Origin of the sequence: Sphingomonas qomolangmaensis (genome assembly GCF_024496245.1) — a bacterium.
GTDB lineage: Bacteria > Pseudomonadota > Alphaproteobacteria > Sphingomonadales > Sphingomonadaceae > Sphingomonas > Sphingomonas qomolangmaensis.
This window is the reverse complement of record NZ_CP101740.1, coordinates 2520120-2546670: the sequence shown is the minus strand read 5'-3', so window position 1 is coordinate 2546670 and position 26551 is coordinate 2520120. Positions and strand designations below refer to the sequence as shown.

At 67.5% G+C, this 26551-nt stretch carries 28 protein-coding genes; 15 read left to right on the top strand and 13 right to left on the bottom strand.

Going from position 1 to position 26551, the window contains the following annotated elements; all coding sequences use genetic code 11:
• The first annotated feature begins 35 nt into the window (after positions 1 to 35).
• The gene (gene rho, locus NMP03_RS12120) at positions 36 to 1292 is read left to right on the top strand and encodes a transcription termination factor Rho (RefSeq protein ID WP_256505681.1); all 1257 of its coding nucleotides are present in this window, start codon (positions 36 to 38) and stop codon (positions 1290 to 1292) included.
• Between the two features lie 271 nt (positions 1293 to 1563).
• Here the strand turns inward: rho and NMP03_RS12115 are convergent, their stop codons facing one another.
• Positions 1564 to 2262 (bottom strand): dienelactone hydrolase family protein, encoded by a 699-nt coding sequence (locus NMP03_RS12115; protein ID WP_256505680.1) that lies wholly within the window; start codon positions 2260 to 2262, stop codon positions 1564 to 1566.
• A 105-nt stretch (positions 2263 to 2367) separates the two neighbouring features.
• On the opposite strand from NMP03_RS12115, the gene NMP03_RS12110 reads away from it, so the two are divergent.
• Genes NMP03_RS12110 through NMP03_RS12085 form a run of 6 tightly spaced genes read left to right on the top strand, consistent with a single transcriptional unit; the run spans position 2368 to position 8107 of the window.
• The gene (locus NMP03_RS12110) at positions 2368 to 2601 is read left to right on the top strand and encodes a DUF6489 family protein (RefSeq protein ID WP_256505679.1); all 234 of its coding nucleotides are present in this window, start codon (positions 2368 to 2370) and stop codon (positions 2599 to 2601) included.
• A 1-nt stretch (position 2602) separates the two neighbouring features.
• Positions 2603 to 3898, top strand: a complete 1296-nt coding sequence (gene mnmE / locus NMP03_RS12105) for a tRNA uridine-5-carboxymethylaminomethyl(34) synthesis GTPase MnmE (RefSeq protein ID WP_256505678.1) — start codon at positions 2603 to 2605, stop codon at positions 3896 to 3898.
• Between the two features lie 54 nt (positions 3899 to 3952).
• Entirely contained in the window at positions 3953 to 5791 is a 1839-nt protein-coding gene (gene mnmG / locus NMP03_RS12100) for a tRNA uridine-5-carboxymethylaminomethyl(34) synthesis enzyme MnmG (protein WP_256505677.1), read from the top strand.
• Positions 5788 to 6408: a 16S rRNA (guanine(527)-N(7))-methyltransferase RsmG gene (gene rsmG, locus NMP03_RS12095; RefSeq protein ID WP_256505676.1), complete on the top strand. Its 621-nt coding sequence runs from the start codon at positions 5788 to 5790 to the stop codon at positions 6406 to 6408. The genes mnmG and rsmG overlap by 4 nt, the downstream gene beginning before the upstream one ends.
• The gene (locus NMP03_RS12090) at positions 6405 to 7187 is read left to right on the top strand and encodes a ParA family protein (protein ID WP_256505675.1); all 783 of its coding nucleotides are present in this window, start codon (positions 6405 to 6407) and stop codon (positions 7185 to 7187) included. Before rsmG ends, NMP03_RS12090 begins: the two co-directional genes overlap by 4 nt.
• A complete protein-coding gene (locus NMP03_RS12085; protein ID WP_256505674.1) occupies positions 7184 to 8107 on the top strand; it encodes a ParB/RepB/Spo0J family partition protein in 924 nt (307 codons plus the stop codon). Before NMP03_RS12090 ends, NMP03_RS12085 begins: the two co-directional genes overlap by 4 nt.
• A gap of 135 nt (positions 8108 to 8242) precedes the next feature.
• Here the strand turns inward: NMP03_RS12085 and holA are convergent, their stop codons facing one another.
• The 4 genes from holA to NMP03_RS12065 form a co-directional block, all read right to left on the bottom strand.
• A complete protein-coding gene (holA, locus tag NMP03_RS12080; RefSeq protein WP_256505673.1) occupies positions 8243 to 9238 on the bottom strand; it encodes a DNA polymerase III subunit delta in 996 nt (331 codons plus the stop codon).
• A gap of 17 nt (positions 9239 to 9255) precedes the next feature.
• The gene (gene lptE, locus NMP03_RS12075; RefSeq protein ID WP_256505671.1) at positions 9256 to 9756 is read right to left on the bottom strand and encodes an LPS assembly lipoprotein LptE; all 501 of its coding nucleotides are present in this window, start codon (positions 9754 to 9756) and stop codon (positions 9256 to 9258) included.
• Complete coding sequence (gene leuS, locus NMP03_RS12070; RefSeq protein ID WP_256505670.1) at positions 9753 to 12338, bottom strand: leucine--tRNA ligase; 2586 nt, start codon at positions 12336 to 12338, stop codon at positions 9753 to 9755. Before leuS ends, lptE begins: the two co-directional genes overlap by 4 nt.
• A 96-nt stretch (positions 12339 to 12434) precedes the next feature.
• Positions 12435 to 12872, bottom strand: a complete 438-nt coding sequence (locus NMP03_RS12065) for a DUF3576 domain-containing protein (protein WP_256505669.1) — start codon at positions 12870 to 12872, stop codon at positions 12435 to 12437.
• A 186-nt stretch (positions 12873 to 13058) separates the two neighbouring features.
• Here NMP03_RS12065 and NMP03_RS12060 point away from each other — a divergent pair, with 186 nt between their 5' ends.
• Entirely contained in the window at positions 13059 to 13787 is a 729-nt protein-coding gene (locus NMP03_RS12060; protein ID WP_256505667.1) for a hypothetical protein, read from the top strand.
• Between the two features lie 146 nt (positions 13788 to 13933).
• Here the strand turns inward: NMP03_RS12060 and NMP03_RS12055 are convergent, their stop codons facing one another.
• The gene (locus NMP03_RS12055; protein WP_256505666.1) at positions 13934 to 14590 is read right to left on the bottom strand and encodes a hypothetical protein; all 657 of its coding nucleotides are present in this window, start codon (positions 14588 to 14590) and stop codon (positions 13934 to 13936) included.
• A 177-nt stretch (positions 14591 to 14767) separates the two neighbouring features.
• Between NMP03_RS12055 and NMP03_RS12050 the strand changes: the two genes are divergently transcribed.
• Positions 14768 to 14932, top strand: coding sequence for a hypothetical protein (locus tag NMP03_RS12050; protein ID WP_256505664.1), 165 nt, complete (start codon positions 14768 to 14770; stop codon positions 14930 to 14932).
• Positions 14933 to 14956: 24 nt separating this feature from the next.
• Entirely contained in the window at positions 14957 to 15265 is a 309-nt protein-coding gene (locus NMP03_RS12045; protein ID WP_256505662.1) for a hypothetical protein, read from the top strand.
• Here NMP03_RS12045 and NMP03_RS12040 read toward each other — a convergent pair.
• Positions 15262 to 15822, bottom strand: a complete 561-nt coding sequence (locus tag NMP03_RS12040; RefSeq protein WP_256505661.1) for a thiamine phosphate synthase — start codon at positions 15820 to 15822, stop codon at positions 15262 to 15264. The genes NMP03_RS12045 and NMP03_RS12040 overlap by 4 nt on opposite strands.
• Before the next feature lie 22 nt (positions 15823 to 15844).
• Between NMP03_RS12040 and NMP03_RS12035 the strand changes: the two genes are divergently transcribed.
• On the top strand, positions 15845 to 16513 hold the full coding sequence (locus tag NMP03_RS12035) for a YggS family pyridoxal phosphate-dependent enzyme (protein WP_256505660.1): 669 nt from the start codon (positions 15845 to 15847) through the stop codon (positions 16511 to 16513).
• A 69-nt stretch (positions 16514 to 16582) separates the two neighbouring features.
• Positions 16583 to 17245, top strand: a complete 663-nt coding sequence (locus NMP03_RS12030; RefSeq protein WP_256505659.1) for an HAD family hydrolase — start codon at positions 16583 to 16585, stop codon at positions 17243 to 17245.
• A gap of 42 nt (positions 17246 to 17287) precedes the next feature.
• Here the strand turns inward: NMP03_RS12030 and ribA are convergent, their stop codons facing one another.
• The 6 genes from ribA to NMP03_RS12000 form a co-directional block, all read right to left on the bottom strand.
• Positions 17288 to 18319, bottom strand: coding sequence for a GTP cyclohydrolase II (gene ribA, locus NMP03_RS12025; protein ID WP_406698457.1), 1032 nt, complete (start codon positions 18317 to 18319; stop codon positions 17288 to 17290).
• A gap of 35 nt (positions 18320 to 18354) precedes the next feature.
• Positions 18355 to 19152, bottom strand: a complete 798-nt coding sequence (locus NMP03_RS12020) for an exodeoxyribonuclease III (protein WP_256505657.1) — start codon at positions 19150 to 19152, stop codon at positions 18355 to 18357.
• Between the two features lie 206 nt (positions 19153 to 19358).
• The gene (locus tag NMP03_RS12015) at positions 19359 to 19982 is read right to left on the bottom strand and encodes a LolA family protein (RefSeq protein ID WP_256505656.1); all 624 of its coding nucleotides are present in this window, start codon (positions 19980 to 19982) and stop codon (positions 19359 to 19361) included.
• Between the two features lie 58 nt (positions 19983 to 20040).
• Positions 20041 to 20442 (bottom strand): aspartyl protease family protein, encoded by a 402-nt coding sequence (locus tag NMP03_RS12010; RefSeq protein ID WP_256505655.1) that lies wholly within the window; start codon positions 20440 to 20442, stop codon positions 20041 to 20043.
• Between the two features lie 22 nt (positions 20443 to 20464).
• Entirely contained in the window at positions 20465 to 20776 is a 312-nt protein-coding gene (locus NMP03_RS12005) for a hypothetical protein (RefSeq protein WP_256505654.1), read from the bottom strand.
• Positions 20773 to 23112: an FtsK/SpoIIIE family DNA translocase gene (locus tag NMP03_RS12000; RefSeq protein WP_256505653.1), complete on the bottom strand. Its 2340-nt coding sequence runs from the start codon at positions 23110 to 23112 to the stop codon at positions 20773 to 20775. Before NMP03_RS12000 ends, NMP03_RS12005 begins: the two co-directional genes overlap by 4 nt.
• A 187-nt stretch (positions 23113 to 23299) precedes the next feature.
• Here NMP03_RS12000 and NMP03_RS11995 point away from each other — a divergent pair, with 187 nt between their 5' ends.
• The 3 genes from NMP03_RS11995 (at position 23300) to NMP03_RS11985 (ending at position 26551) form a co-directional block, all read left to right on the top strand.
• Complete coding sequence (locus NMP03_RS11995) at positions 23300 to 24583, top strand: Hsp70 family protein (protein ID WP_256505652.1); 1284 nt, start codon at positions 23300 to 23302, stop codon at positions 24581 to 24583.
• 230 nt (positions 24584 to 24813) lie between these two features.
• Positions 24814 to 26025 carry a UbiH/UbiF/VisC/COQ6 family ubiquinone biosynthesis hydroxylase gene (locus NMP03_RS11990; protein WP_256505648.1) on the top strand — a complete coding sequence of 404 codons (1212 nt, stop codon included), beginning with the start codon at positions 24814 to 24816 and terminating at the stop codon, positions 26023 to 26025.
• Between the two features lie 145 nt (positions 26026 to 26170).
• Positions 26171 to 26551, top strand: a complete 381-nt coding sequence (locus tag NMP03_RS11985) for an endonuclease domain-containing protein (protein ID WP_256505647.1) — start codon at positions 26171 to 26173, stop codon at positions 26549 to 26551.

The window sequence follows — 26551 nt, the reverse complement described above, 5'->3', positions numbered from 1 at the left end:
TCCTTGCTTCCTGCCCAGACCGGACACCTCAGCGCATGCACCTCAAGGACCTCAAGAAGAAACCGCCCGCCGAACTGGTCGAAATGGCCGAAGGGCTCGGGATCGAAGGCGCGTCGACGATGCGCAAGCAGGACCTGATGTTCGCGATCCTCAAGGTCCAGGCCGAGCAGGGCGAGATGATCATGGGCGTTGGCACGATCGAAGTGCTGCCCGACGGCTTCGGCTTCCTGCGCAGCCCCGAGGCGAGCTATCTCGCCGGTCCCGACGACATCTATGTCTCACCCAACCAGGTCCGCAAGATGGGCCTGCGCACCGGCGACACCGTCGAAGGCGAGATCCGTGGGCCCAAGGACGGCGAACGCTATTTCGCGCTGACGCGGCTGGTATCGGTCAATTTCGACGACCCCGACGTCGTCCGCCATCGCGTCAATTTCGACAATCTTACGCCGCTCTATCCCGACGAGAAGCTGACGCTCGATCCCGCCGACCCGACGGTCAAGGACAAGTCGGCGCGGGTGATCGACATCATCTCACCCCAGGGCAAGGGCCAGCGCGCGCTGATCGTCGCGCCGCCGCGCGTCGGCAAGACCGTGCTGCTCCAGAACATCGCGCGTGCGATCACCGACAATCACCCCGAGGTGTTCCTGATCGTCCTGCTGATCGACGAGCGGCCCGAGGAAGTCACCGACATGCAGCGCAGCGTGAAGGGCGAGGTCATCAGCTCGACCTTCGACGAACCCGCGCAGCGCCACGTCCAGGTATCGGAAATGGTGATCGAAAAGGCCAAGCGCCTGGTCGAGCACAAGAAGGACGTGGTGATCCTGCTCGATTCGATCACCCGCCTCGGCCGCGCCTACAACACCGTCGTGCCGTCGTCGGGCAAGGTGCTGACCGGCGGTGTCGATGCCAACGCGCTCCAGCGCCCCAAGCGCTTCTTCGGCGCCGCGCGCAACATCGAGGAGGGCGGCTCGCTCTCGATCATCGCCACCGCATTGATCGACACCGGCAGCCGCATGGACGAAGTGATCTTCGAAGAGTTCAAGGGCACCGGCAACTCCGAGATCGTCCTCGACCGCAAGGTCGCTGACAAGCGCATCTTCCCCGCGCTCGACGTCGGCAAGTCGGGCACGCGCAAGGAAGAGCTGCTGGTCGACAAGGGCAAGCTCAGCAAAATGTGGGTGCTGCGCCGCATCCTCATGCAGATGGGCACTATCGATTCGATGGAGTTCCTGCTCGACAAGATGAAGGATTCGAAGACCAACGAAGACTTCTTCGACAGCATGAATCAGTAGCCGAATGCGGCCTGCGCCATGCTGGCGCAGGACTCGCATCGGCTCGGCCGGCGGTGCCGAAGGCAACCGACCGACGTCAGCACTTAACTCCCCTCCCTGAAAGGGAGGGGCTGGGGTGGGTCGAGGCCGGGGGTTACGCAAGCCAGGCTCGCGACGATAACCGTATCGCGAACACTCGACCCACCCCCGACCCCTCCCTTTCAGGGAGGGGAGCAAAGCGCCCGCCCCGCGCCGGCTTTCTAAGGGGAGGGCCGAAACCCGCCCCCTCAATTCACCCCAGATATTCCCCGAAAAACGCCATCGTCCGCGCATCGGCCAGCTCCGCCGCCTCGGGCGACCGCCGATTCCCCACCTCGGTCGCGAACCCGTGATCCTCGCCGGCATAATCATGCAGCGTCACCATCGGGTGATCATCCAACCCCTCGTGCATCTTCGCCTGCGTTTCCGGCCCCACGAAATGATCGTCCTTGGGGACATGCAGCAGCACCGGCTTGGCGATCGCGTCGGCCTCGCCCAGCAACCCGTCAATCCCCACCGCATAATAGCCGACGCTCGCATCGGCATCGGTCCGCGCTGCGGTCATGAAGGCCAGGCGGCCCCCCAGGCAATATCCGACCACCCCCACCTTGCCGCCCTCGGCGAGATGGCTGCGCGCCGCGGTGATCGTTGCTTCGATATCGGCGACGCCCTGGTCTTGGTCGAACTTGCCCATCAACCCCAGCGCCTGCTGCATCTCGGCATCGACATCGGGGTCGAGTTCGATCCCGGGCTCGATCCGCCAGAACAGGTCGGGTGCGATTGCCAGATAGCCTGCGGCGGCGAGCTTGTCGCATTTCTGGCGGATCCCGCGGTTCACCCCGAAGATTTCCTGGATGACGACGATCGCCGCACGCGCGGCACCTTCGGGCGTGGCGACATGGGCGTTGAAGCTGCCATTGTTATCGAGGGCGGGTATCGAAATCTCGCGCATGCGAACTCCTGAAAATCATGGGGTGGAAGCGGCGATAGGCGGATGCCCGACGATCGCTTAGAACGGCCTTGCGACGCGGTCGCTTGGAAGCTGGAGATTGTGCCGATGAAGATCAATGTCGAGGTCGATTGTACCCCCGAAGAGGCGCGTCGCGCGATGGGGCTGCCCGATTTCACCCCGGTGCACGAACGCTATGTCGCGATGATGGTCGATACCGTCGACAAGGGCGTCAGCCCCGAAGTGCTCGAATCGATGATGCGCAGCTGGGCGCCGATGGGCGAGGCGGGGATGAACTTCTGGCGCCAGATGTTCGACATGTCGGGCAAGCGACCCGAATAACATGGCCACGATCTATGCGGTGTCGAGCGGCCATCCGCCCGCCGCGATCGCGGTGCTGCGCGTCAGCGGTACCGACGCGTTTTCGGTGGTGACCGCGCTGGCGGGCAGCTTGCCGCCGCCACGGACGGCGCGGCTGCGATCGCTGCGCGATCCGGCGACCGGCGCGTTGCTCGATCAGGCGATCATCCTCGCCTTTCCCGCTCCGGCGACCGCCACCGGCGAGGATCTGGTCGAACTCCATCTCCACGGGGGCAGGGCGGTGGTGCGCGCGGTCGAGGCGGCGCTCGCCGCCGACCCGCGCACCCGCGCCGCCGAAGCGGGCGAGTTCACCCGCCGCGCCTTGCTCAATGGCCGGATCGACCTGACCGAGGCCGAGGGGCTCGCCGACCTGCTCACCGCCGAAACCGAATTGCAGCGCCGCGCCGCGGTCCAGGCGAGCGGGGGCATGTTGCGCCGCACCATCGACACGCTGCTCGACGATATCCTGGCGGTGTCGGCGCGTGCCGAGGCGTTGCTAGACTTCTCCGACGAAGCCGATGTCGGCGACGACGATGCCGCGGTAGCGTTATTGCGGACCGACATCGCCAAGCTGGCCGCAACACTGACCGACCTGCTCGTACGCCCTACCGTCGATCGCCTGCGCGACGGATTTCGCGTCGTCCTCGCCGGTCCGCCCAACAGCGGCAAGTCGACGCTCATCAACGCGCTCGTCGACCGCGAGGTCGCGATCGTGTCCGACATCGCCGGCACCACCCGCGACCGGATCGAAGCGCATGTCGTCGTCGAAGGCTACCCGATCATGTTGACCGACACCGCCGGCTTGGCCGAAGACAGCAGTGACGCGATCGAACGCATGGGCATCGCACGCGCGCATGACGCGATGGCGCAGGCCGATGTTATTTTGTGGCTGGGCGACGATGTCGTGCCCCGGGCTCATGCCGATCGCGCCATCGCGCTGCATCCCCGCGCCGACGAAGCGGGCAGGGGAGGCACCCGAGAGGGCCGGCTGGCGATTTCCGCGCGCACCGGCGAGGGCTTTCCCGAATTGTGGCAACGCGTCATCGCCGCGATCGCCGACCTGACGCCCCCTGCCGACAGCGTAGCGATGAACCAGCGCCAGCACGCGCTGATGGGCCATTCGCGCGATGCCGTGGAAGCCGCATCGCGCGAGACCGATCTTTTGCTGGTCGCCGAACACCTTCGCCGGGCACGCCTCGCCTTCGATCGCATTACCGGCCGTGCCGATGTCGAAGCGATGCTCGACGCATTGTTCGGGCGTTTCTGCATCGGCAAGTGATGTTCCACGTGGAACAGCTTTGACGGTCGCGCTCGGTGCTTCTAATCGTCGGCGATGACCTATGACGTGATCGTGATCGGCGGCGGCCACGCCGGCACCGAAGCCGCGGCTGCCGCAGCCCGGCGCGGTGCGCGCACCCTGCTGCTGAGCTTTTCGCGTGCAACGCTCGGGGCCATGTCGTGCAACCCCGCGATCGGCGGGCTCGGCAAAGGGCATCTCGTCCGCGAAGTCGATGCGCTCGACGGCCTGATCGCACGCGCCGCCGATGCCGCAGCGATCCATTACCGCATGCTCAACCGCAGCAAGGGCAGCGCCGTCCAGGGCCCGCGCGTCCAGGCCGATCGCAAGCGCTACGCCGCCGCGATCCAGGCAATGCTCGCCGACCAGCGCGATCTTGAAATTGCCGAGGGTGAAGCGGTCGCGCTGATCTTCAACCCCGACGGCAGCGTCGGCGGTGTCGAGCTATCCGACGGCACCCGAATCGAATCGCAGGCCGTCGTGCTTGCGACCGGCACCTTCCTCGGCGGCCGTATCTTCCGCGGCGAAGAGCGCGGCGAGGGCGGGCGGATCGAAGAACGTGCCGCGACGAAGCTTGCCTTCCAGTTGCGCGACCAAGGCCTGCCGATGGCGCGGCTCAAGACCGGCACCCCGCCACGCATCGACGGTCGGACAATCGACTGGGCGCGACTGCCGCAGCAGGTCTCGGATGCCGAGCAATGGACGATGTCGTCGCTGCCGCAGCCCACGCGCCTGCCGCAATTATTCTGCGCCATCACCCGCACCAACGATCACACCCATGACGTTATCCGTGCCGCACTCTCGCGCTCGCCGCTGTTCACCGGCGCGATCGATGCGCAGGGGCCACGCTATTGCCCCTCGATTGAGGACAAGATCCACCGCTTCGCCGACCGCGACGGCCACCAGATATTCCTCGAACCCGAAGGGCTCGACGATCCGACGATCTACCCCAACGGCATCTCGACCTCGCTCCCGACCGATGTGCAGGCGGCGATGATTGCTTCGATCGATGGCCTCGAGCGCGCGCGGATCACCGCCCCCGGCTATGCGGTCGAATACGACCATATCGATCCGCGCGCGCTCGCGCCGACGCTCGGGGTGCGCAGCGCGCCGGGGCTGTTCTGCGCGGGTCAGATCAACGGTACTACTGGCTACGAGGAAGCCGCGGGGCAGGGGCTAGTCGCGGGCCTCAACGCTGCTGCGCATGCGCTCGGGCTTGCCCCCGCGATCTTTGATCGCGCGACAAGCTATCTCGGCGTGATGATCGACGATTTGGTGTTGCAGGGCGTGACCGAACCCTATCGCATGCTCACCGCGCGCGCCGAATACCGCCTTCGCCTGCGTGCCGACAATGCCGAAACCCGGCTGACCCCGACAGGCATCGCGCTCGGCTGCATCGGCCAAACGCGCCAGACGCATTTCGCACGACGCCAGGAAGCCCGCGCCGCGATCGACGATGCGCTCGGCCGACAATGGCCGCCACAAGCGCTACGGCTGCGCGGCGCCGATGTCGCGCTCGACGCCGGTCGTCGCAGCGGTGCCGACTGGCTCCGCTTCCCCGCGGTCCAGCCCGCCCACGTCCTCGACGACGTCTATGCCTTCGACGCGGCGGTCCTCGCCGAGGCGGTGCAGGACGCGCATTACGCCCCCTATCTCGAACGCCAGGATGCCGAAGTCGCCACGATGCGTGCCAATGACATGATCCCGATTCCTGCCCAGCTGGCGTTCGGCGACATCCCAGGTCTGTCGGTCGAGATGGCCGAACGCCTCTCGGCGGCGCGCCCCACCACGATCGGCGGCGCGGCGCGCGTTCGCGGGATCACCCCCGCGGCGATGACCGCGATCCTGCTCCATGCAAAGCGCCAGGCCGCATGACCGAGGACGATGCGCGCGCATGGATGGCCGAGCGCTGGCCCGCCGAGGCGATCGATCGCCTGAACGCCTATGAATCCCTGGTACGCGGAGAAGCCGGCCAGCAGAACCTCGTCGCGCCCTCGACCCTCGATCATTTCTGGACCCGGCACATCGTCGATTCGGCGCAGCTGGTGGCGATCGCCGATGCGCGCGCGGGGCAGGGCAATTGGATCGACATCGGCAGCGGCGCCGGGCTCCCCGGAATCGTCGCGGCGATCCTCCAGCGTCGCCCGGTGACCTTGGTCGAGCCCCGCCGCCGCCGTGCCGATTTCCTTAGCGCTGCAGTCGAACGCCTCGCCATTGCTGGTACAAACGTAGAGCAATCGCGTATCGAAACCTTCCGCGCGTCGGGCAACGCCGTGCTGTCCGCCCGCGCGGTCGCCGCGCTCGACCCGCTCTTCGAATCCGCCTCGCACCTTGCGGACAAACAGACGCTCTGGCTGCTGCCAAAAGGCCGGTCGGCGCAATCCGAATTGGAATCGGCGCAGCATCGATGGCATGGACTGTTCCACGTGGAACAGAGCGTAACGGCTGCCGACTCGCAGATCGTGGTCGCAACAGGGGTGATGCTTCGATGATCGTCGTGACCGTCGCCAACCAGAAGGGCGGGGTGGGGAAAACCACCACCGCGATCAACGTCGGCACCGCGCTCGCCGCGACCGGGCTGCGCGTACTGCTGATCGATCTCGATCCGCAGGGCAACGCCTCGACCGGCTTAGGCATCGGCCGCAACGACCGCGAGCGATCGAGTTACGATCTGCTCGTCGGTGATACGTCGCCCGAGGAAGCCGCGATCGCCACCCGCGTCCCCCGGCTCGATATCGTCCCCGCCACCGTCGACCTTTCGGGCGCCGAGATCGAGCTGATCGAGTTCGAGGCGCGCACCCATCGGCTCGACCAGGCGATCGCGCGCGGCGCACAGCATTGGGACGTCGTGCTGATCGATTGCCCGCCATCGCTGGGCCTGCTGACGATCAACGCGATGGTCGCCTCACACGCGCTGCTGGTGCCGCTGCAATGCGAGTTCTTCGCGCTCGAGGGGTTGAGCCAGCTCCTCACCACGGTCGAAAGGATCCGCAGCCGCTTCAATCCCGGGCTCTCGATCCTCGGCGTGGTGCTGACGATGTACGATCGCCGCAACCGCCTGACCGACCAGGTCTCTGACGACGTCCGCACCGTGCTAGGCAAGGTCGTGTTCGAGACGGTCATCCCGCGCAACGTCCGGCTGTCTGAGGCACCGAGCCACGGCATGCCCGCGCTGATCTACGACTATAAATGCGCAGGGTCGCAGGCCTATATCGCGCTGGCCCGCGAAGTCATCGGCCGGCTCCCCAACCTCGCGAAGGCAGCAGCATGACCGATCCCGTCCCCACCCCGGGATCGCGCAAGCCGCGCCCCGGTCTCGGCCGTGGCCTCAGCGCCCTCCTCGGCGACGCGACGCCCGCGCGCGATGCTCCCAACGAGGACGGCAGCATGCCGGTATCCTCGGGCTTGCGGATGCTGCCCGTCAGCTCGCTCACCCCGCATCCGGGGCAGCCGCGCCGCCATTTCGACGAGACCGCGCTCGAGGACCTCGCGCAATCGATCGCGCAGCGCGGGCTGATCCAGCCGATCGTCGTCCGCCCGCACGGCAAGGATTATCAGATCGTCGCAGGCGAGCGCCGCTGGCGCGCGGCGCAGCGCGCGCGGCTGCACGAGGTGCCGGTGATCGTCCGCGACCTCGACGACGCCGAAACGCTCGAAATCGCGCTGGTCGAGAATATCCAGCGCCAGGACCTCAACGCGATCGAGGAGGCCGACGCCTATCACAAGCTGATCGAGGCGTTCGGCCACACCCAGGAAGCGCTCGCCAAGCTGGTCGGCAAATCGCGCAGCCACGTCGCCAACCTGCTGCGCCTGCTCGATTTGCCGGTGATGGTGCAGAAGCAGGTGATCGACGGCGCGCTCAGCATGGGCCACGCCCGCGCGCTCATCAACGCCCCCGATCCAGAAACGCTCGCCGAACGCGTGATCGCCAAGGGACTGTCGGTACGCGATACCGAGCAGCTAGCGCGCGAGAAACAGGGCGGCGGTCAGAAGCGCGTCGCGGTGACGCAGGGCAATGGCGGCGGCGAGGGGGGTGCCGATATCGAAGCGCTCGAACGCCAGCTCGGCGATGTCCTGGGGCTGACGGTGCGCGTCGCGCATGCCGGGCAGGGGGGCACGCTGACGATCAGCTATTCGACGCTCGACCAGCTCGACATGGTCTGTCAGCGGCTGAGCGGCGATGTGATCTAGGACTCAGGTCACGCCCTATCGCCGTTGGTGCTGAGCCTGTCGAAGCACCGTTCTTCTATCAGGCGCCAATCGAAGGAAAACACCACTGCTTCGACAAGCTCAGCACCAACGGTTGAGGGCGGGTTAACCTAACGCCTACCCGAACCGCGCTGCCGCCCGAGCGATCGCCAGACACTCTCCCTCGGCCAATATCGCCCCAGCGTTCGCCGGCGCGACGATCGCCCGCTCGGCGCCGCGGACCCGGTCAATCGCACGCGCCAGCTGCGGCGAAGACCATTTGCGCAACGCTTTGACAGTATTGGGCTTTTCCTTCCAGAATATCCGATTGCGCTCGACCACCGCCTCGATTCCCTCGCCGCCATCGACCTCGCGGCGCATCTCGGCCAGCGCCATCAGCCGGCGCACCAACTGCCGCAGCATCGGGATGTTGGCATTCTCCGCGCTCACCAGATGCAACGCCGCCGCGGCGCCGGCCGCATCGCCGCCGATCACCGCCTCGATCGCCGCGAACATCCCGCTTTCGTCGAGATCGGCGCCGATCGCTTCGATCGCGTCGAGATCGGCATCGACCGGCCGGTTGGGCGCGGCATCGACGAACAACGCCAGCTTTTCGATCTCCTGCGCCAAGATCGCGCGGTCGCCCCCCGTCGCCGCCAGCAACCGTTCGCCGACATGCGCACCCAGCCGCAGCCCATGGTCGCGCGCGATGCCCTGCACCATCCGCACCGCTTCCTGCCCCTCGGGAACGTAGAAGGCGCAAGCGGCGGCGGTCCGCGCGCCCTCGGCCAGCTTCACGATCTTGCCCGACTTTTTCACCGTCGGCGCGATCGCCACCACCGGGTTGCCCGCACGCTCGGCCGCCAGCAGCAGCGTGAAGGCCTCGAGGCATTCTTCGCCCGCGCCGGTCACGCGGATGAAGCGCCGGTCGCCGAACAGCGACATCGACGCCGCCTCGTCGGCCAGCCGCCCGGGATTGTTCTTGAGGAAGCTGCCCTCGAAATCGACGCGCTCGGCGCCGTCGCCCAGCGCTTTGGCCAGCCGCCCGGCAAGTTCATTGGCGCTCGCCTCGTCGGGGCCGTGCAGAAGGTATAGCCGCGTATCGGCGTCGGGCGCCTCCAGGCGCGCGCGCATCGCCTGCGGCTTGAGGTTCACTCCACCCCGTCGGTGCGCTGCGCGTACAGCGCGATCCGCGCGACGATCTGGTCGGCCACGATCCCCGACAGCCGCTCGAGCGCGGTCTGCTCGGCGGCGATCGTCGCATATTCCGAACCCACGACGTCGATTCCCGCGTCGGACCCCGCCGTGGCGTCGACCAGCACCCCGCCATTGGCGAGGTCGACCAGCTGGTAGCGCGCGCGCAGCGTCCGTCGCTCGCGCGTGATCGTGTCGTTGCGCCGCACGCCGAGCCCGGTGATCTGGTCGTCGAGCACTACCTGCAACCGGTAGCGCGCCGCGCTGCCGCTGCTTGGCGCCAGCCGATCGCGCAGCGCGTTCGACATCAGCCACCCCTGCTGCCCCTCGATCGGAGCGACCTCGACCGAGGCGAGCGTCTGGCGCACCGCGCCATTGGGCCCGCCGCCATAGAGCGGGCGCATCCCGCAACCCGGCAATGCGGCGGCGAGCGCCAGCAGCGCGATCAGCTGTTTCATGCGACCAGGTTCACCAGACGGTCGGGCACGACGATCACCTTTCGCGGCGGTTTGCCGTCGAGGACGCGTAGCACATTGGGTGACGCCAGCGCAGCGGCTTCGACCGCCTCGCGCGCCATCCCTCGCGGGATCGTCAGCGTATCGCGCAACTTGCCGTTGACCTGGATCGCGATCGTCACCTCGTCCTCGACCAGCAGTGCCGGATCGACTTCGGGCCATAGCGCATCGGCGATCAGCCCCTCGGCCCCCATCGCGGCCCAGGCTTCCTCGGCGATATGCGGCGTCATGGGCGCGACGATGCGTACCAGCGCACGGATCGCGGCGGTACGCGATGCCGAAGGCGCCGCCTTCTCGATCGCGCTCACCAGCTCGTACAATTTGGCGACCGCCTTGTTGAACTGCAGCGCCTCGATATCGCCCGCGACGCCCGCGATCGTCTGGTGCAGCTTGCGATCGAGCGCCTTGTCCTGGCCTTCGGCCGGCTCCACCGCATCGAACAGCCGCCACAGCCGCTGGACGAAGCGCCACGCCCCCTCGATCCCGCTTTCGGACCATTGCAGGTCGCGCTCGGGCGGGCTGTCCGACAGCATGAACCAGCGCACCGCGTCGGCGCCGTACTGGTCGACGATGCCGGTCGGATCGACGGTGTTCTTCTTCGACTTCGACATCTTCTCGATGCGGCCGAGCGTGATGGCCTCGCCGGTCGCGATCTCGGTGCCGTCGCGCACTTCCTCGGGCGACAGCCACTTGCCGCTTGCCGATTTGTACGTCTCGTGCGTCACCATCCCTTGCGTGAACAGCCCCGCAAACGGTTCGGCGACATCGAGCTTGCCGATATGCCGCAGCGCGCGCGTCCAAAAGCGGGCGTAGAGCAGATGCAGGATCGCATGCTCGACCCCGCCGATATATTGCGCCACCGGCAGCCAGCTTTCGGCCACTGCCTTGTCGAACGGTTTGTCCTGGGGCTGGCTGGCAAAGCGGATGAAATACCAGGAGGAATCGACGAAGGTGTCGAGCGTGTCGGTCTCGCGCCGCGCGGGCTTGCCGCACGCGGGACAGTCGACATGCTTCCACGTCGGATGCCGGTCGAGCGGGTTGCCCGGAATGTCGAAGCTCACATCTTCGGGCAGCACCACCGGCAATTGGTCGGCGGGCACCGCCACCGCGCCGCAATCGTCGCAATGGACGATCGGGATCGGCGTCCCCCAATAGCGTTGCCGCGACACCCCCCAATCGCGCAGCCGCCACACGGTGGTGCCATGCCCCCAGCCCTCGGCCTCGGCGCGCCCGATCACCGCGCGCTTGGCGGCATCGATGTCCATCCCGTCGAGGAAGCGCGAATTCACCAGCGCGCCCGGGCCGGTATACGCCTCGTTGCCCTCGAACAGCGGATCGGTGCGGTCGCCATCACCGACGACTCGCGTCACCGGCAGGTCGTATTTGCGCGCGAAATCGAGATCGCGCTGGTCGTGCGCGGGCACGCCGAACACTGCGCCGGTGCCATAGTCCATCAGCACGAAATTGGCGATGTAGACTGGCAATTGCCACGTCGGATCGAACGGGTGCGTCGCGGTGAGGCCGGTGTCGAACCCCAGCTTTTCCTGCGTTTCGAGCTCGGCGGCGGTGGTCCCCCCCTGCTTGCACCGCGCGATGAACGCGGCAACCTGAGGGTTGTCGGCGAGCCCTTGCGCGATCGGATGATCGGCGGCGACCGCGACGAAACTCGCGCCGAAGATCGTGTCGGGGCGCGTGGTGAAGACTTCGACCGACTGCTCCCCTCCCGCTTGCGGGAGGGGCTGGGGGAGGGAATGTTCGGGCGTTTGGGTCGAAGACAGGCCCTCCCCCGACCCCTCCCGCAAGCGGGAGGGGAGGTTCAGCACAAACCGAAACTGCAACCCCACGCTCTTGCCGATCCAGTTCTCCTGCATCAGCCGAACCTTGTCGGGCCACTTCTCGAGCGACCCCAGCCCGTCGAGCAATTCATCGGCGAAATCGGTGATCTTCAGGAACCACTGCGACAATTTCCGCCGCTCGACCAGCGCCCCCGAACGCCAGCCGCGCCCGTCGATCACCTGCTCGTTGGCGAGCACCGTCATGTCGACCGGGTCCCAATTGACCGCGCTTTCCTTGCGATAGACTAGCCCCGCGGCATAGAGATCGAGGAACAGCGCCTGCTCATGCCCGTAATAGGCAGGATCGCAGGTCGCGAGCTCGCGCGTCCAGTCGAGCGCGAAGCCCAGCCGCTTCAACTGCGCGCGCATCGTCGCGATATTCTCGTAGGTCCAGCCGCCCGGATGGACGCCGCGCTCCATCGCCGCATTCTCGGCGGGCATCCCGAACGCGTCCCACCCCATCGGGTGGAGCACTTCCATCCCCTGCATCCGCCGGAAGCGCGCCAGCACGTCGCCCATCGTGTAGTTGCGGACGTGCCCCATATGGATCTTCCCCGATGGATAGGGGAACATCTCGAGCACATAGCTCTTGGGCTTGGGGCTGTCGTCGCGCGCGGCGAAGGTGGCGCGGTCTTCCCACACCTTCTGCCACGCCGCATCCGCCTTCAGCGCATTGAAGCGTGACGCCATGCTATGCTCAACTCCGTCGAGAGGCGGCACCGCCACGCCGCCCCGTCGGCAATGCCGGGCGGGGGAGCGGGCAGCACCGCACGGTAGATTCTATGCTCAGCCGGCGACCGCGGAGCGGCGCAGGTCGCGGGCGCGCGTCAGGATGACGTCTTCCAGCTTCTGCACCGTCGCTGCCTGGACCGGCGATGCGACCCACTGGCCGCCGCGATTGACTTCGCGCAGCGCCGCGACCCGCACCGCATCGGCGCGCAGGTCGGTATCGAGGATCGACACCGTCACCTTCATCCGCTCGGTCGGGGTGTTGGGGTTCACATACCAGTCGGTAACGATCACGCCGCCCGCCGAATCGGTCTGCAACAGCGGCATGAAGCTCAGCGTGTCGAGGCTGGCGCGCCACAAATAGCTGTTCACGCCGATTGTGGTGATCTGCGAAGGCGCGAGTTCGCGCGGGCGATCGCCGCCGCCACCGCAGCCGGCCAGCGCCAGAGCGAGGGCTGGGGCGAGCGGGAAAACAAAAGCCAGACGGCGATACATCGGCGGATTCCTCAAGGATGGGGACGCTACGAAAAGCCTCTATAGATACTGTAGCGAACCCCGCAAGCAGCGCCCGTGTCTCGTCCGCTGTGGGCGATCGGCAACAGGTCAGACAAAAAGCGTCGGGGCCATGGAACGGGCACGCCGAGTCATGGTAGTGCAACGTGCAGGAGACAGGGGATTTTCATGTCGGTTCGTCGGGCCATAGTTGCGGTTGCAGGGGGAGCGCTCGTCGCTGCCGGCATCGCGCTTGCGCCCGCGATTGGCGCGCCGGGTACTCAGGAAACCCGTCAATTGCGCAAGACGCCGTCGTTCGCGCGCTCGGGGATTGGTTCGTTCACCCCGGCGTCGGCCGATCCGCGGCTCGCCGCGGCGATGGCGCGTACCGGGCTGTCGGCCACTGGTTTTCGCTTCGCCCCCTCCGAATCGCGGCTGAAGCGCCAGGAAGTCACCGTCGCGGTGCGCGCGCGCACCACGCGCGACGATGGCGGCCTGACGCGCACGCTTTCGGCACCGACCGTCGCTGCGGTCAGCATGCAGCCGATCGCCTACAATCTCGGCATGTCGGTCGGCTGGCGCCGCTTCGCGGTGTCGGGTGATGTGTCGAGGCTCGACACCGCGGCGCTGCCCGGCGGACGCGAATCGGTTGATGTCGGCGTCAGCTACACCGGCCGCCGGTTGAGCGGCCGGCTTTCCGCCAACGCAGCCAAGCCTACCGATGGCCAGCCGCAGCTGGTCGCCGAGGCGCCGAGCTATTCGGTCGACGTCGGCACCTCCTATTCGCTGACGCGCAACCTCGATGTCACCGCCGGCGTCCGCTATCGCACCGAAACCGACCGGATGCGCCTGCAACAGCTCCCCGACAACCGCCGCGACAGCCAAGCGGTCTACGTAGGCACCGCCTTCCGCTTCTGATTCGCGTCCGGCGCCCGATCGTCGCCCAACGAAAGCCGACGTCATGCCTGGCTCCCCTCCCTGCAAGCGAGGGGCTGGGGTGGGTCGAGTGGTCCTGATCCGCAGCGTGCGGGGAAATAACCCGCCGTATCTGCGCACCTCGCGCGTCATGCAGGCGGAGGCACCCGCCGCCGAACCGAAACCTTGGCAGGCGCCGTAAGCGAGAAACGCACCTCGGTTAGCGCCCGGCCAGGCGCATCGAGCCAGAACTCCACCACATCCCCGTCCTGGTTCACCGCCCAAGGCGTCAACGTCGCCAACTCTGCTCGTATCGCCTTCGGACTCGCGCATAAATTCGAAAATGTCTCATCGACACAAGCAAACGCCGCCCGCGTCGATTGCTTCGGCAGGGTCGCGAGAACCCTGAGCGCCCTGAAGGCGACCTCAACCGTAGCCCCGCTATGAACCCGAACATACCCACCGACCGGACAGCGCCCGCCGCGTGCCAAGGCCACCTCGGTCGACGGATACGCGCTTTGCATCAACCCCGTTTCTTTCGGCTCGCCCACCGGCGCGGCAAAACCGACCCGCCAGCGCACCCGCGAACAACCCCCGTCCCCCGCCACCGCGCGCTCGACCATCTCGAGGTCGCTATGTCCCGGCGGCTGCAACGCGGTGTTGCGCTCGGGCACGACTGCCTCGATCGGCTGTCGGTTCTTGCCGCGCAGCACCAATTCGCCAGCCGCAGCGGGCGGCAGCCGCTGCACCATCGCCAAGGTCGGCGCGTCCTGCATCACCAGCATCAACGCCGTCGCCAGAAACATCGCTTCCTCCCTTAGCCACAGTCACCAGAGCCATATGGTTGTGCCATGCTAGCGCACCCGCTGGTTCAGGCCAGCATCGCCGCGATCTTTTGCCACCAACTGCGCTGTTTCCCCCAAAGCCACGCTTCAACGCGCTCCGCCGGCGGGGTATGATCGCCCGACGACAGGAGGGCACGGATGCAGGTTTCGTTGATCGACCACGCGCGAAGCCACTGGTTCTACCTACTGCTGCCGCTGTGGCTCGCGATCGCATTCGGCTTTCGCGCGACCCATCCATGGACCGAGAGTCCCGCGATCGGCGAAGCGACCGCGCTGTTCGACTGGTGCGTGTTCGTGCCCTAGCTCTATGCTATTTGCTACCGCGCCATGCCGCGTCGCGCGCTGCTGATCCGGCTGCTTGCGCTGGTCTGCGGCGGGATCTGGATCGCGGGGCTGGTCGTCCCCGCATCGGCGCAAACCATTCTCCCCCAGTTGGGCTGGCTGCGCATGATCGGTATCGCGGTGTTGGTCGTGGCCGAAGCTTTCGTCATCATCGCCGCGCTACGCGTGGTCTTCGGCGCCGACCCCGATGCGCAGCAGCTCGAACGGCAAGGCATACCCCCGTTGCTGGCCCGCCTGATGCTGGCCGAGGCGCGGTTCTGGCGCTGGCTATGGAGTCGCTTGCGCGGACGCTAACCGTCGCCGTGATCCAGCCACGCATCTATCCCCGCCCAGCCATGCACGCCCAACCCCCGCAACCGCCGGATCGTACCCGCGTCGATCCCCCCCATCGCCACCGCCGGCTGCGCAACGCCCCGCAGCAGCAACCCCAGCCGCACCACTCCCAGTCCCCGCGCGCCAGCATGCGAGCGGGTGGCGAATACCGGCGACACGAACACCGCATCCGCCCCCGCGCGCCGTGCCACCATCGCCTCGGCGGGATCATGCACCGCGCGCGTCCGCAGGCCGCGCCCGCGGGCGTTATGCACCCCCATCTCGCCGCGCATCGCCACCTTGCCAGCGCGCACCAGCACCAGTCTCCGCCGCTGCGCTACCCTGAGCACTCGCGCGAACAGCGCGCGCCGCTCGGTCACCGGCGTCGCATAATGCCGAAACACCACCCCGCCGCCGCGCGGCAGCCGCTCGAGCGCGGCCCATAGCGCCTCGCCCATCCGCTCGTCGGTCATCAGCCACTGCTGGGGCAGGGCGCGGGTGCCGAAAGGCGGGCGGGGCAGGGGGTGGCGGCGCTGCATCGCGCTGCGTATAGCCGCGACCATGACCCCAGACGAAGCCCGTATCGCGCTCGCCGCCGTCCAGACGCGCATCGCCAAGGCCGCGCGCACCGCGACGCGCGACCCCGCCGATACCACGCTGATCGCGGTATCGAAGACGCACGACGCCGAAGCGATCCGCCCGCTCATCGCCGCCGGCCAGCGCGTATTCGGCGAAAATCGTGTCCAGGAGGCACAGGGCAAATGGCCCGCGCTCCAGGCCGAAACCCCTGGGATCGCGCTCCACCTCGTCGGCCAGCTCCAGTCGAACAAGGCCGACGACGCCGTCGCGTTGTTCGACGCGATCCATTCGGTCGATCGCCCCTCGCTGGTGACCGCGCTCGCCAAGGCGATGGACAAGGCCGATCGCCGCCCCGCCTGCTTCATCCAGGTGAATATCGGCGACGAGGAACAGAAGGGCGGCGTCGCGGTCGCCGATCTGCCCGCGCTGCTCGCCGCCGCGCGCGCCGCCGATCTGCCGCTTGCCGGGCTGATGGCGGTGCCCCCCTTCGATATCGAGGCGGCACCCTTCTTTGCGCTGCTCGCGAAGCTCGCGCGCGACCAAGGCCTGGCGGGACTCAGCATGGGCATGTCGGGTGATTACGAAACCGCGGTGACGCTCGGCGCGACGCATGTCCGCGTCGGCAGCGCACTGTTCGGCCAGCGCGGCTGAGCACGGCTACTGGTTGAGTGACACGGCGGGCGTCCTACATGGCGTGCTCCCCCGATGAACGGAATTCCCATGCGTTTCGATGCGATACTCTTCGATTTCGACGGCGTGCTGCTCGAAAGCGAATATGCCGGCAACCGTCACCTCGCCGCCTATTTGACCGATCTCGGTCATCCGACCACGCCCGCCGATGCGATGGCGAACTTCATGGGGCTCGCGGGCAAGGATTTCCTCGACCGGGTCGAGCATTATATCGGCCGCGACATCCCCAATGATTTCCACGCCGCGCGCGCCGAAGAAGATGCCCGCGTCCTGCGCGAAGGGTTGGAGGAAGTCGCCGGCGCCCGCGCCTTCCTGCGCTCGCTCCCCGCCGAGCTCCCCCGCGCGGTCGCTTCCTCGAGCTCGACCCACTGGATCCGCACCCATCTCGAGCATCTCGGCGTCGCCGACGTGTTCGGTGACCACCTCTATTCGGGCCGCGAACACGTAACCCGCGGCAAGCCCGCCCCCGATCTGTACCTCTACGCTGCCGCGCAACTGGGCGTGCCGATCGATCGCTGCGTGATCCTCGAGGACTCCCCCGTCGGCGCGACCGGCGCGGTAGCCTCGGGCGCGCATGTCATCGGCATCCACGCCGGCGCGCATTGCCCGCCCGATCACGCCGAGACGCTACGCGCGATCGGCGTGCATGACGTCGCGGGCGACTTCGACGAAGTAGCGCGACTGCTAGCTTAGCTCCCTCCCTTTCAGGGAAGGGAGCGCGCGGGCGCCATCACCCTACAACTGGTGCCCGGTCCGATCGCGCTTGGTCGCCAGATACCGCGCATTATGCGCATTCGCCGGCAACGCGTGCGGCACCCGCTCGACCACCTCGACCCCTGCCGCCTCGAGTGCCGCCACCTTGGCCGGATTGTTGGTCAGCAACCGAATCCGGTCCTGCTTGAGCAGCGCCAGCATCCGCGCCGCCACCCCGAAATCGCGCGCATCGACGGCGAAGCCCAGCCGGGTATTGGCATCGACGGTGTCGAACCCCTGGTCCTGCAGCGCATAGGCGCGCAATTTGTTGACCAGCCCGATCCCGCGCCCCTCCTGCCGCAGATACAGCAGGATTCCCCAGCCATCGGCGACCATCGCCGCGAGCGCGGCATCCAATTGCGGTCCGCAATCGCATTTCAGGCTGCCCAGCACGTCGCCGGTCAGGCATTCGCTGTGCAGCCGCACCAGCGGCGGGCGGCCATCGGGGGCGCCGATCAGCAGCGCGACATGCTCGCCCGCCGCCTCGGGGGTGCGGAACGCGACGATCTCGGCATCCTCGGCGTGCGCGATCGGCAGCCGCGCGCGCGTCGCGATCGCCAGGCGCCCGGCATCCTCGTGCGCATCGATGTCGGCGATCGACAGCGCATGCGTATTGTCCGCGTCTTGGCCGCCCTCGATCACGAAGAAGGCGGGCAATATCCCCGCGATCCGCGCCAGCCGCAGCGCCGCCGCCGCGGCGTCGGCAACCGGCACCGCGATCGCGCGAAACGGCCCCTTCATCGGCGTCGCCAGGTCGAATTGCGGATCGGCGAGCGCGGTCGCCGCGGCGAAGTTGAGCCACGCCACGCGCGCCACCAGCACCGGCGCGTCGGGCACTGCCGCCTCGCGCTGATTCGCCAGCTTCAGCGTCGCCGCGCGCCCCGCCGACAGCAGCACCCCTGCGCTGCCCTCGGTATCGAACGCCGCCAGCCGCACCGGATCGGCGCTCTCGATCGCCAGCAAGGTCAGCACCCCGCTCGCGCCCGCGATCGCCACCGGCCAGCCGCGCCGCATCGCGTCGATCGCGCGTGCCGTCGCCTGCGGGCCGCTCAAAACGCGAACTCGGTCAGGATCGGCACATGGTCCGATGGCTTGAGCCAGCCGCGGCAATCCTCGTGCACCCGGTGCGCCACCGCCTTGGCGGCGACGTCGCGCGACGCCCACATATGGTCGAGCCGCCGCCCCCGATCCGACGCCGCCCAATCCTTGGCGCGATAGCTCCACCAGGTGAACAGCCGCGCGGGCGCGGGCAAGAAATGCCGCCCCAGATCGACCCAGTCGTTCGCCGCCTGCAGCCGCGCGAGCGTCTCGACCTCGATCGGCGTATGGCTCACCACGTCGAGCAACTGCTTGTGGCTCCAAACATCGCTTTCGAGCGGCGCGACGTTGAAATCGCCCACCAGCAGCGTCGGAATCCCCGCCAGCCCCTCGGACCAGCGCGTCATCCGCTCGAGGAAATCGAGCTTCTGGCCGAATTTGGGGTTCACCTCGCGATCGGGAACATCGCCGCCCGCTGGCACATAGACATTCTCGATCCGCAGCCCGTTCGGCAGCCGCACCCCGACATGCCGCGCCTCGCCATTGGCCTGCCAGTCGAAGCGATCGTCTTCGACCAACGGGATCTTGCTCAGGATCGCGACGCCGTGATGCATCCGCTGGCCGTGGATGACGATATGCGCATACCCCAGCGCGCGCAGCGGTTCGTGCGGGAAGTCGCCGTCGACCACCTTGGTTTCCTGCAGGCACAATATGTCGGGCGCGGCGTCGCGCAGGAACTGTTCGACGATGGCCATGCGAAACCGCACCGAATTGATGTTCCACGAAGCGATCTTGAGCGTGTCGGTCATGGCCAGCGATGTAGCGGCGCGGCGGCGCTACCGCCAGACATGGAAAGACCCCCGCTCCGGGGGCATGGAGCGAGGGCCAACCAGCGTTCGTCACGCATGGCAAAGTCGGGTACGAACCGGGCAACAGGGGGAAAAATCCCGGCAGGCCCCGTGCTCTGCAAGGCCGGTATTAAGGTTTTGCGCCTTGCCCCACGATGAACGAATCGTCAGCTTCGCCGCGCGCCCTTCCGTGGGTCGTTGAAACGGAACGTTCCGTCGGACACCGGCACGTTGAAGCGTTGGTTCGACAGCCGGATCGTCGTGCGGTTGTTCTGCGAATCGAGCGCGACCCAGCCTTGCAGCATCAGCCCCGACGGCGCCGATGCCTGGCGCGAGAAGATCAGCGTGATGCGGCCATATTCGGGGCGCTTGGGGTCATAGGCCTCGACGCTCAGCACCGATGGGTCGTTGCCCGGCACCACCTTGGCATATTTGGCGATGTCGCGGCTGGGATCGATCAGCACCCCGAGCGGTGAATCGCCGATCGGCCAGCGCGATCGCTGCCCCACCGCGTAATCGAGGAACCAGATCGCCTTGCCGTCGCCGACGATCAGGATCGGCACGCCCTTTTCATATTGGAAGCGGATCTTGCCGGGCTTCTTGAGCGTCAGCGCGCCGCCGAGCACCTTGCCGTTGCGGTCGGTCTGGGTGAAATCGGCGGTCATGCTCTCGGTCGCGCGCAGATGCGCCTGTACTGCGGCGAGATCGCGCGAGGGGGCCTGCTGCGCCACGACGGCGACAGGGGCGACGATCGCCGCGGCAAGCGCGGCATAGGGGGCGAGTGCGGTCATGGGGCTCCAAAGCATGCAAGCGGGATAGAGGTTCCGCGATGAAGGCGGGGTGAACTGCTCAAGGCAGCGTGAGCGTAGCGGTTCCGTCGCGGCGGATGTGCAGGTCGCACTGCCCGATGACGTCCATGCCGATGAGCACGTCGTGATCGAAGCTTACCAGCAGCTCGAACGCCAATAGCCCTTCTTCGAGCACATATAGCTGCTGCGGGTCGGCCGATAGGCGCTCGTCGTCGGTATTGCCGGTGGGAAAGCCGATCCGCGCATTCACCTCGGCTGCCACGATGATGCCATTCGCGGTACCGACGCGACGCCGGCCCCGACGCTGCAACCCCAACCTGTCGATTACCCGCGGATGAAAGGCCGAACCGGTTGCACCGGTGTCGAGCAGACCGACCGTGTGCAGCGTCAGGAACGGATTAGCGTCGTCGGGTGCGCTCAATATAACCACCGGCAGCAGCAATTGTCGCCGACTATGCCGCCATTTAATGGATGGCATGGGCGTAGATGCCGAACTCCACGGGTTCGTCGGTAACTTTCTGAATCGAATAGATGCGGTCCTCGAAGCGAGCCGCACCTGCCAAGCCGGCTTCACTGGCGGTGTCAAAGAACCCGATGACTTCGCCATCGCGCATCAGTGCGAACCGATCGCGCTGGGTCAGGAGATACTGCGCGAGCATCCGCTCGAACCGATCGAAATTAATCTCGATCTCACGCTGCTGACGTTCTTTATCCAAGGCCGTTCTCCCAAGCGTGCGAATGCCTACCCGATCTTTGATCGAAAGTGAATCGATCACCCCAGCGGCCGCCCCTCCTCGTCCATCTGCACTTCGCGGCGGCCGACATGGTCGGGCTTCGATACCAGCCCGTCCTTCTCCATCCGCTCGATCAACCGCGCCGCCGAATTATAGCCCACCCGCAACTGGCGCTGCAGCCACGAGGTCGACGCCTTCTGGCTCTGCGCCACCAGCGCGATCGCGTTGCGATACATCTGGTCTTCGGGGCTGTCGCCGCCCTCGGGCGCGCCGTCCATGCTGAAGCCGGCATCGTCCTCGGGCTCGTTGGTCACCGCGTCGATATAATCGGGCTCACCCTGCGCGCGCCAGAAATCGGCGACCGCCTGCACCTCGTCGTCGCTCACGAACGGCCCGTGGACGCGGCTGATCTGCTTGCCATAGGGCATGTAGAGCATGTCGCCCTTGCCCAGCAGCTGCTCGGCACCCTGTTCGCCCAAAATGGTGCGCGAATCGATCTTCGACGTCACGTGGAAGCTGATCCGCGTCGGCAGGTTCGCCTTGATCACCCCGGTGATGACGTCGACCGAGGGGCGCTGCGTCGCCATGATCAGGTGGATCCCCGCCGCGCGCGCCTTTTGCGCGAGCCGCTGGATCAGGAATTCGACCTCCTTGCCCGCGGTCATCATAAGGTCGGCGAGCTCGTCGACGATGATCACGATCTGCGGTAGCACCGACAGGTCGAGCGTCTCTTCCTCGTGCACCGGGCGACCATTGTCGTCATAGCCGACCTGCACCTTGCGGCCCAGTTTCTGCCCCTTGGCCTTGGCGCCGCGTACCTTCTCGTTGAAGCTCGCCAGGCTGCGCACGTTGACGCTCGCCATCATCCGATAGCGATCCTCCATCTGCTCGACCGCCCATTTGAGCGCGCGCACCGCCTTGGGCGGGTCGGTGACGACGTCGGCGAGCAGGTGCGGGATTCCCTTGTACATGCTCAACTCGAGCATCTTGGGATCGATCATGATCAGCCGGCACTGGTCGGGGGTCAGTCGGTACAGCAGCGACAGGATCATGCAGTTGAGCCCCACCGACTTGCCCGAGCCGGTGGTACCCGCGACCAGCAGATGCGGCATCGGCGCGAGATCGGCGATCACTGCATCGCCCGAGATGTTCTTGCCGAGCACGATCGGCAGCGTCGCCGATTGGTCGGCAAAGCCCTGGCTGCCTACCAGCTCGTGCAAATTCACCGGCTCGCGCCGCGCGTTGGGCAGCTCGATGCCGATCACCGTTCGCCCCGGTATCGTCGCGACGCGTGCCGAGATCGCCGACATGTTGCGCGCGATATCGTCGGCCAGCTGGATCACCCGGCTCGCCTTGATCCCCGCTGCGGGCTCGAGTTCGTACATCGTCACCACCGGCCCGGGGCGCACCCCGACGATCGCGCCCTTGACGTGGAAATCGTCGAGCACGCTTTCGAGCAGCCGCGCATTGCGCTCGAGCGACGCCTTGTCGATCGTGTTCTTGGCTCCCACCGGCGCGGGGGTCAGCAGGTCGAGCGGCGGCAGCTTGTAATGATCGCGCAGGTCCAGGCTGGTCTGCGGCTTGGGCTTGGCGGGCGGCGGGGCGAGGCTCGGCTCGGCGATCACCGGCGCGGGGCGGTTGTCGGGGGTCACCGGCTTGCGCGGCGGCGAGGGCATCCGCTTTTCGGTGAGTGCCTCGTGATCGGCGAGCACGAAGGGCGCGGCGTCGCGCTCGTCGTCTTCGTCATGATCGATCGCATCGCCGACCGGCTCGGTCCGCGCGCGGCGCGGCAGCCAGTTGCGATCGACCCACTGGATCGTCAGCCCACGCCCCCAGAGCACCGCGCCAGCGATCCCCGCGAGCGCGCCGACGCCGCGCCCGGTCCACAATTCGGCGACCGGCTGGCCGATGAAATCGATTGCCCAGTTCGCCGCCGCGGCGATCCCCATCGCGAAGATGCCGCCATAGCCCGCGGGCAGCGCCAGCACCGAACCGCCCGCGACGAAGGCAAGCGCGGTCCCCATCAGCACCGCCCCGATCACGCAATTGCGCAGCATCGCCTTCCAGTCGCCCACCGGCCGGTCGCGCCACAGCCGCAGCGCGAGCACGACGCCCAGCGGCAACAGCATCACCGCGGGCACCCCGAACAGGCTCAGCAACAGGTCGGCGGCATAGGACCCCGGCGTCCCCAGCCAATTCTCGGCAGGGCCGCCCGCTGCGGTGTTGAACCCTGGATCGCTCGGGCGATAGGTCGCCAGCGACACCGTCAGCGCGATCACCAGCAGCAGCAGCGCCGCCGCCCCCAGCATCGCGCCCGATCGCATCGCGCCGGCCCGCATGGTGTCGCGCCAGAGCCTGGGCTGCGCACGGCTCGCCATCGAAACTTCCCCTGATTCGGTTTCGGCGTCGATCACGGCCGGAACGTACCGGGAATCATCGCGCGAAAGCCGGGGTGGCGTCAAGGTTGGGGGCGGGCGGCCGATGTCGTCCGATCGCAAGCTGAGGCGCGACAATCGCCGGTTGGCCGTGTAGGGGCACCCGCCCTGCACAGCGTTTGGATGTTTCATGGCCGCCATCGGCATCGACTTCGGCACCACCAACAGCGTCATCGCGATCGCGCGCGATACCCAGACCGCCGACCTGGTCGAACTCGAATCGCCCGCCGGCCACGACGCGGTTTTCCGCTCGGCCTTGTGCTTCTGGCAGGACGACGACGCGCCCGGCGGCGTCGCGGCCGAGGCTGGCCCCTGGGCGATCGCCGAATATCTCGAATATCCGCAGGACAGCCGCTTCCTCCAATCGTTCAAATCGGTCGCCGCCAGCACCAGCTTCGAACATGCCAGCGTCTTCGACCGCCGCTATCGCTTCGAGGAACTCGGGCGCCTGTTCCTCGACCGCCTCGCCGCGCGGGCGAACGGCGCACTGGACGGCGGCAACCGCCGGATCGTCGTCGGCCGCCCGGTCGAATATGCCGGTGCCCGCCCCGACGAGGCGCTCGCGCGCACCCGCTACGCCGCGATGTTCGCCGCGCTCGGCACCGATTTGCACTATGTCTATGAACCCGTCGGCGCGGCGTTCAGCTATGCCGCGCGGATCGACGAGCCAGCGACGATCCTGGTCGCCGATTTCGGCGGCGGCACCAGCGACTTTTCGGTGGTGCGGATCGAGCGCCCCGGCGCCGCGCGCCGCTGCGTGCCGCTGGGCCATGCCGGCGTCGGCATCGCCGGCGATCGCTTCGACGCGCGGCTGATCGATCGGCTCGTCCTGCCGCTGCTCGGCAAGGGCGGCACCTATCGCTCGTTCGACAAGGTGCTCGACATCCCCGGCGGCTATTTCGCCGATTTCGCCGATTGGTCGCGGCTCGCGCTGATGCGCAACCGCCGCACGCTCGCCGAACTCGAAAAGCTCCAGCGCAACGCCACCGATCCCGCCGCGATCGGCCGGATGATCGCGGTGATCGAGGCCGAACAGGGCTATCGCCTCTACGACGCCGTCGGCTGCGCCAAGCGCGACCTGTCGGCAGCCGACACCGCGTGCTTCGCCTTCGAAGGCGGCGGCGTCGGAATCGAGACCGAGGTCACCCGCGGCCAGTTCGAAGCCTGGATCGCCCCCGACATCGCGCGGATCGACGACGCCGTGACCCGCGCGCTCACCGCCTCGGCCACCGAACCCGCCGCGATCGACCGCGTGTTCCTGACCGGCGGCACCTCGCTGACCCCGCGAATCCGCCGGCTGTTCACCGATCGCTTCGGCGACGACCGGATCGCCACCGGCGGCGAACTCACCTCGATCGCGCACGGCCTGGCGCTGATCGGCGCGCAGGACGACGTCGCCGCCTGGGCCGCGTAATCCGTGCCCCGATCACCCCGGCCCCGTTCGTCATCCCCGCGCCCCCTCGTCATCCCCGCGAAAGCGGGGATCCAGAGCCGCGCCTCCCACGGCCCCTGGATTCCCGCCTTCGCGGGAATGACGGAGCGCAATCATCGGTTCGTTTCGAGCGAAGTCGAGAAACCGCCCCAACCACACGATACCCCCCAAGGTCCGTTCCCAACGCGCCGCACATCGCCTACATCAGCGCCATGAGCGATGTCCTGATCCTCGGCGCGGGCCTTGTCGGCAGTGCGCTGGCTACCGCCCTCGGTTCGCATGGCGTCACCGCCACCGTGATCGACCCCGCCGACCCCGCAACCATCCTGGCCGCCGATTATGACGGCCGCGCCACCGCGGTCGCCAGCGCCAGCCACCGGATGCTCGACGCGATCGGCGTCGGCGCGCGGCTGGCGGGCAAGGGCTGCCCGATCGCCTCGATCCGCGTCAGCGATGGCCTCGAACCCGGCGCGCTCGATTTCGTCCCCGACGCAAACGACGGCGTGCTCGGCGTCATGTACGAGAACCGCCATTTGCGCGCCGCGCTCCACGGTGCCGCCGCCGAGACGCCAGGGGTCGACCTGCGGATGAACACCCGCGCGGTGCATGTCGAACGCCACGATGCCGGCGTCACCGCCACGCTCGACAATGGCAGCACCGTCACCGCGCAATTGCTGATCGCCGCCGAGGGGCGCAACTCGCCGACGCGCGAGGCTGCTGGCATCCGCATGGCCAAGTGGCGCTACCAGCATGTCGCGATGATCGCGACCTTCGGCCACGAACACCCCAACGACAATTGCGCCTACGAAATCTTCTACCCCGCCGGCCCCTTCGCGATCCTGCCGCTGGGCGACGACGAGCACGGCCACCGTTCGGCGCTCGTGTGGACCGTCCACGAGAAGGACGCCCCCGGCATGCTCAAGCTTTCGGACCGCGCGTGGCTGCACGAGGCCGAAAAGGCGATGGGCGGGTTCCTCGGCAAGCTCGGCCCGCTCTCGAAGCGCACCAGCTATCCTTTGGGCTTCCACCACGCCGCGACGATCACCGCGAACCGCCTCGCGCTGGTGGGTGACGCAGCGCACGGCATCCACCCGATCGCCGGCCAGGGGCTGAACCTCGGCTTCCGCGACGTCGCCACGCTGGTCGAGGTGCTGGTCGAGGGCAAGCGCCTGGGCCTTGACCTCGGCGACGCCCAACTCCTCGCGCGCTACGAACGCTGGCGCGGGCTCGACACCTTCCTGGTCGCGCTCGCCACCGACGGCCTCACCCGCCTGTTCGGCATCCCCGGCAAAAGCGCCTCGGCCGTCCGCCGCTTCGGCATCTCGGCGGTCAACGCGATCCCCCCGCTAAAGAACCGCTTCATGGCCGAAGCGCGCGGAGAGAGCGGTGACCTACCAAAGCTGCTGAAAGGGATGTCGGTCTAACCGACGACCCCTTCTTCCCCCCTCCCTGAAAGAGTGTCGGGTCGGTTATGCCCCCGGCATGACCTGAACAGCGCGGGGCGCTGTTCACCCGACACTGGGCCGGGGGTGGGTCGACGCCCGCGAGCCGGTCGTTAATCTCCAGCGCATGCAGCGCACCCCGCCAGAACTGACAACCAACGCCCGCGCGCTGCGCCGCGACCCCACCCCTGCCAAACGCGCCGTCTGGCAAGCGCTGAGAACCCACCACCCCCGCTTCACGCGGCAACTGGTCGTCGGCCACTACATCCTCGACTTCGCCTGCCGATCCGCCAAGATCGCGGTGGAACTAGACGGCGGCCAACACGCGCTGCAAGTCGAAGAAGATGCCGCCCGAACCGCTTACCTCACAGCCCAAGGCTGGACCGTCCTCCGCTTCTGGAACAACGATGTCCTCGAAAACCTCGAAGGCGTAATCACCACGATCCAAACCACCGTCGCGCGGGCGTCGACCCACCCCCAACCCCTCCCTTTCAGGGAGGGGAGCTAG

What these genes read in the sequence shown, in the direction of transcription:
- NMP03_RS11990 (WP_256505648.1), top strand. Translation starts at nt 24,814, where the DNA reads ATGAGCGATGTCCTGATCCTCGGCGCGGGCCTTGTCGGCAGTGCGCTG.
- rsmG (WP_256505676.1), top strand. Translation starts at nt 5,788, where the DNA reads ATGACCGAGGACGATGCGCGCGCATGGATGGCCGAGCGCTGGCCCGCC.
- NMP03_RS12115 (WP_256505680.1), bottom strand. Translation starts at nt 2,262, where the DNA reads ATGCGCGAGATTTCGATACCCGCCCTCGATAACAATGGCAGCTTCAAC.
- NMP03_RS12000 (WP_256505653.1), bottom strand. Translation starts at nt 23,112, where the DNA reads ATGGCGAGCCGTGCGCAGCCCAGGCTCTGGCGCGACACCATGCGGGCC.
- NMP03_RS12050 (WP_256505664.1), top strand. Translation starts at nt 14,768, where the DNA reads ATGCAGGTTTCGTTGATCGACCACGCGCGAAGCCACTGGTTCTACCTA.
- leuS (WP_256505670.1), bottom strand. Translation starts at nt 12,338, where the DNA reads ATGGCGTCACGCTTCAATGCGCTGAAGGCGGATGCGGCGTGGCAGAAG.
- mnmG (WP_256505677.1), top strand. Translation starts at nt 3,953, where the DNA reads ATGACCTATGACGTGATCGTGATCGGCGGCGGCCACGCCGGCACCGAA.
- NMP03_RS12110 (WP_256505679.1), top strand. Translation starts at nt 2,368, where the DNA reads ATGAAGATCAATGTCGAGGTCGATTGTACCCCCGAAGAGGCGCGTCGC.
- NMP03_RS11985 (WP_256505647.1), top strand. Translation starts at nt 26,171, where the DNA reads ATGCAGCGCACCCCGCCAGAACTGACAACCAACGCCCGCGCGCTGCGC.
- NMP03_RS11995 (WP_256505652.1), top strand. Translation starts at nt 23,300, where the DNA reads ATGGCCGCCATCGGCATCGACTTCGGCACCACCAACAGCGTCATCGCG.
- NMP03_RS12045 (WP_256505662.1), top strand. Translation starts at nt 14,957, where the DNA reads ATGCCGCGTCGCGCGCTGCTGATCCGGCTGCTTGCGCTGGTCTGCGGC.
- mnmE (WP_256505678.1), top strand. Translation starts at nt 2,603, where the DNA reads ATGGCCACGATCTATGCGGTGTCGAGCGGCCATCCGCCCGCCGCGATC.
- NMP03_RS12085 (WP_256505674.1), top strand. Translation starts at nt 7,184, where the DNA reads ATGACCGATCCCGTCCCCACCCCGGGATCGCGCAAGCCGCGCCCCGGT.
- NMP03_RS12030 (WP_256505659.1), top strand. Translation starts at nt 16,583, where the DNA reads ATGCGTTTCGATGCGATACTCTTCGATTTCGACGGCGTGCTGCTCGAA.
- NMP03_RS12035 (WP_256505660.1), top strand. Translation starts at nt 15,845, where the DNA reads ATGACCCCAGACGAAGCCCGTATCGCGCTCGCCGCCGTCCAGACGCGC.
- ribA (WP_406698457.1), bottom strand. Translation starts at nt 18,319, where the DNA reads ATGCGGCGCGGCTGGCCGGTGGCGATCGCGGGCGCGAGCGGGGTGCTG.
- NMP03_RS12020 (WP_256505657.1), bottom strand. Translation starts at nt 19,152, where the DNA reads ATGACCGACACGCTCAAGATCGCTTCGTGGAACATCAATTCGGTGCGG.
- holA (WP_256505673.1), bottom strand. Translation starts at nt 9,238, where the DNA reads ATGCGCGCGCGCCTGGAGGCGCCCGACGCCGATACGCGGCTATACCTT.
- NMP03_RS12055 (WP_256505666.1), bottom strand. Translation starts at nt 14,590, where the DNA reads ATGTTTCTGGCGACGGCGTTGATGCTGGTGATGCAGGACGCGCCGACC.
- lptE (WP_256505671.1), bottom strand. Translation starts at nt 9,756, where the DNA reads ATGAAACAGCTGATCGCGCTGCTGGCGCTCGCCGCCGCATTGCCGGGT.
- NMP03_RS12060 (WP_256505667.1), top strand. Translation starts at nt 13,059, where the DNA reads ATGTCGGTTCGTCGGGCCATAGTTGCGGTTGCAGGGGGAGCGCTCGTC.
- NMP03_RS12065 (WP_256505669.1), bottom strand. Translation starts at nt 12,872, where the DNA reads ATGTATCGCCGTCTGGCTTTTGTTTTCCCGCTCGCCCCAGCCCTCGCT.
- NMP03_RS12040 (WP_256505661.1), bottom strand. Translation starts at nt 15,822, where the DNA reads ATGCAGCGCCGCCACCCCCTGCCCCGCCCGCCTTTCGGCACCCGCGCC.
- NMP03_RS12090 (WP_256505675.1), top strand. Translation starts at nt 6,405, where the DNA reads ATGATCGTCGTGACCGTCGCCAACCAGAAGGGCGGGGTGGGGAAAACC.
- NMP03_RS12015 (WP_256505656.1), bottom strand. Translation starts at nt 19,982, where the DNA reads ATGACCGCACTCGCCCCCTATGCCGCGCTTGCCGCGGCGATCGTCGCC.
- rho (WP_256505681.1), top strand. Translation starts at nt 36, where the DNA reads ATGCACCTCAAGGACCTCAAGAAGAAACCGCCCGCCGAACTGGTCGAA.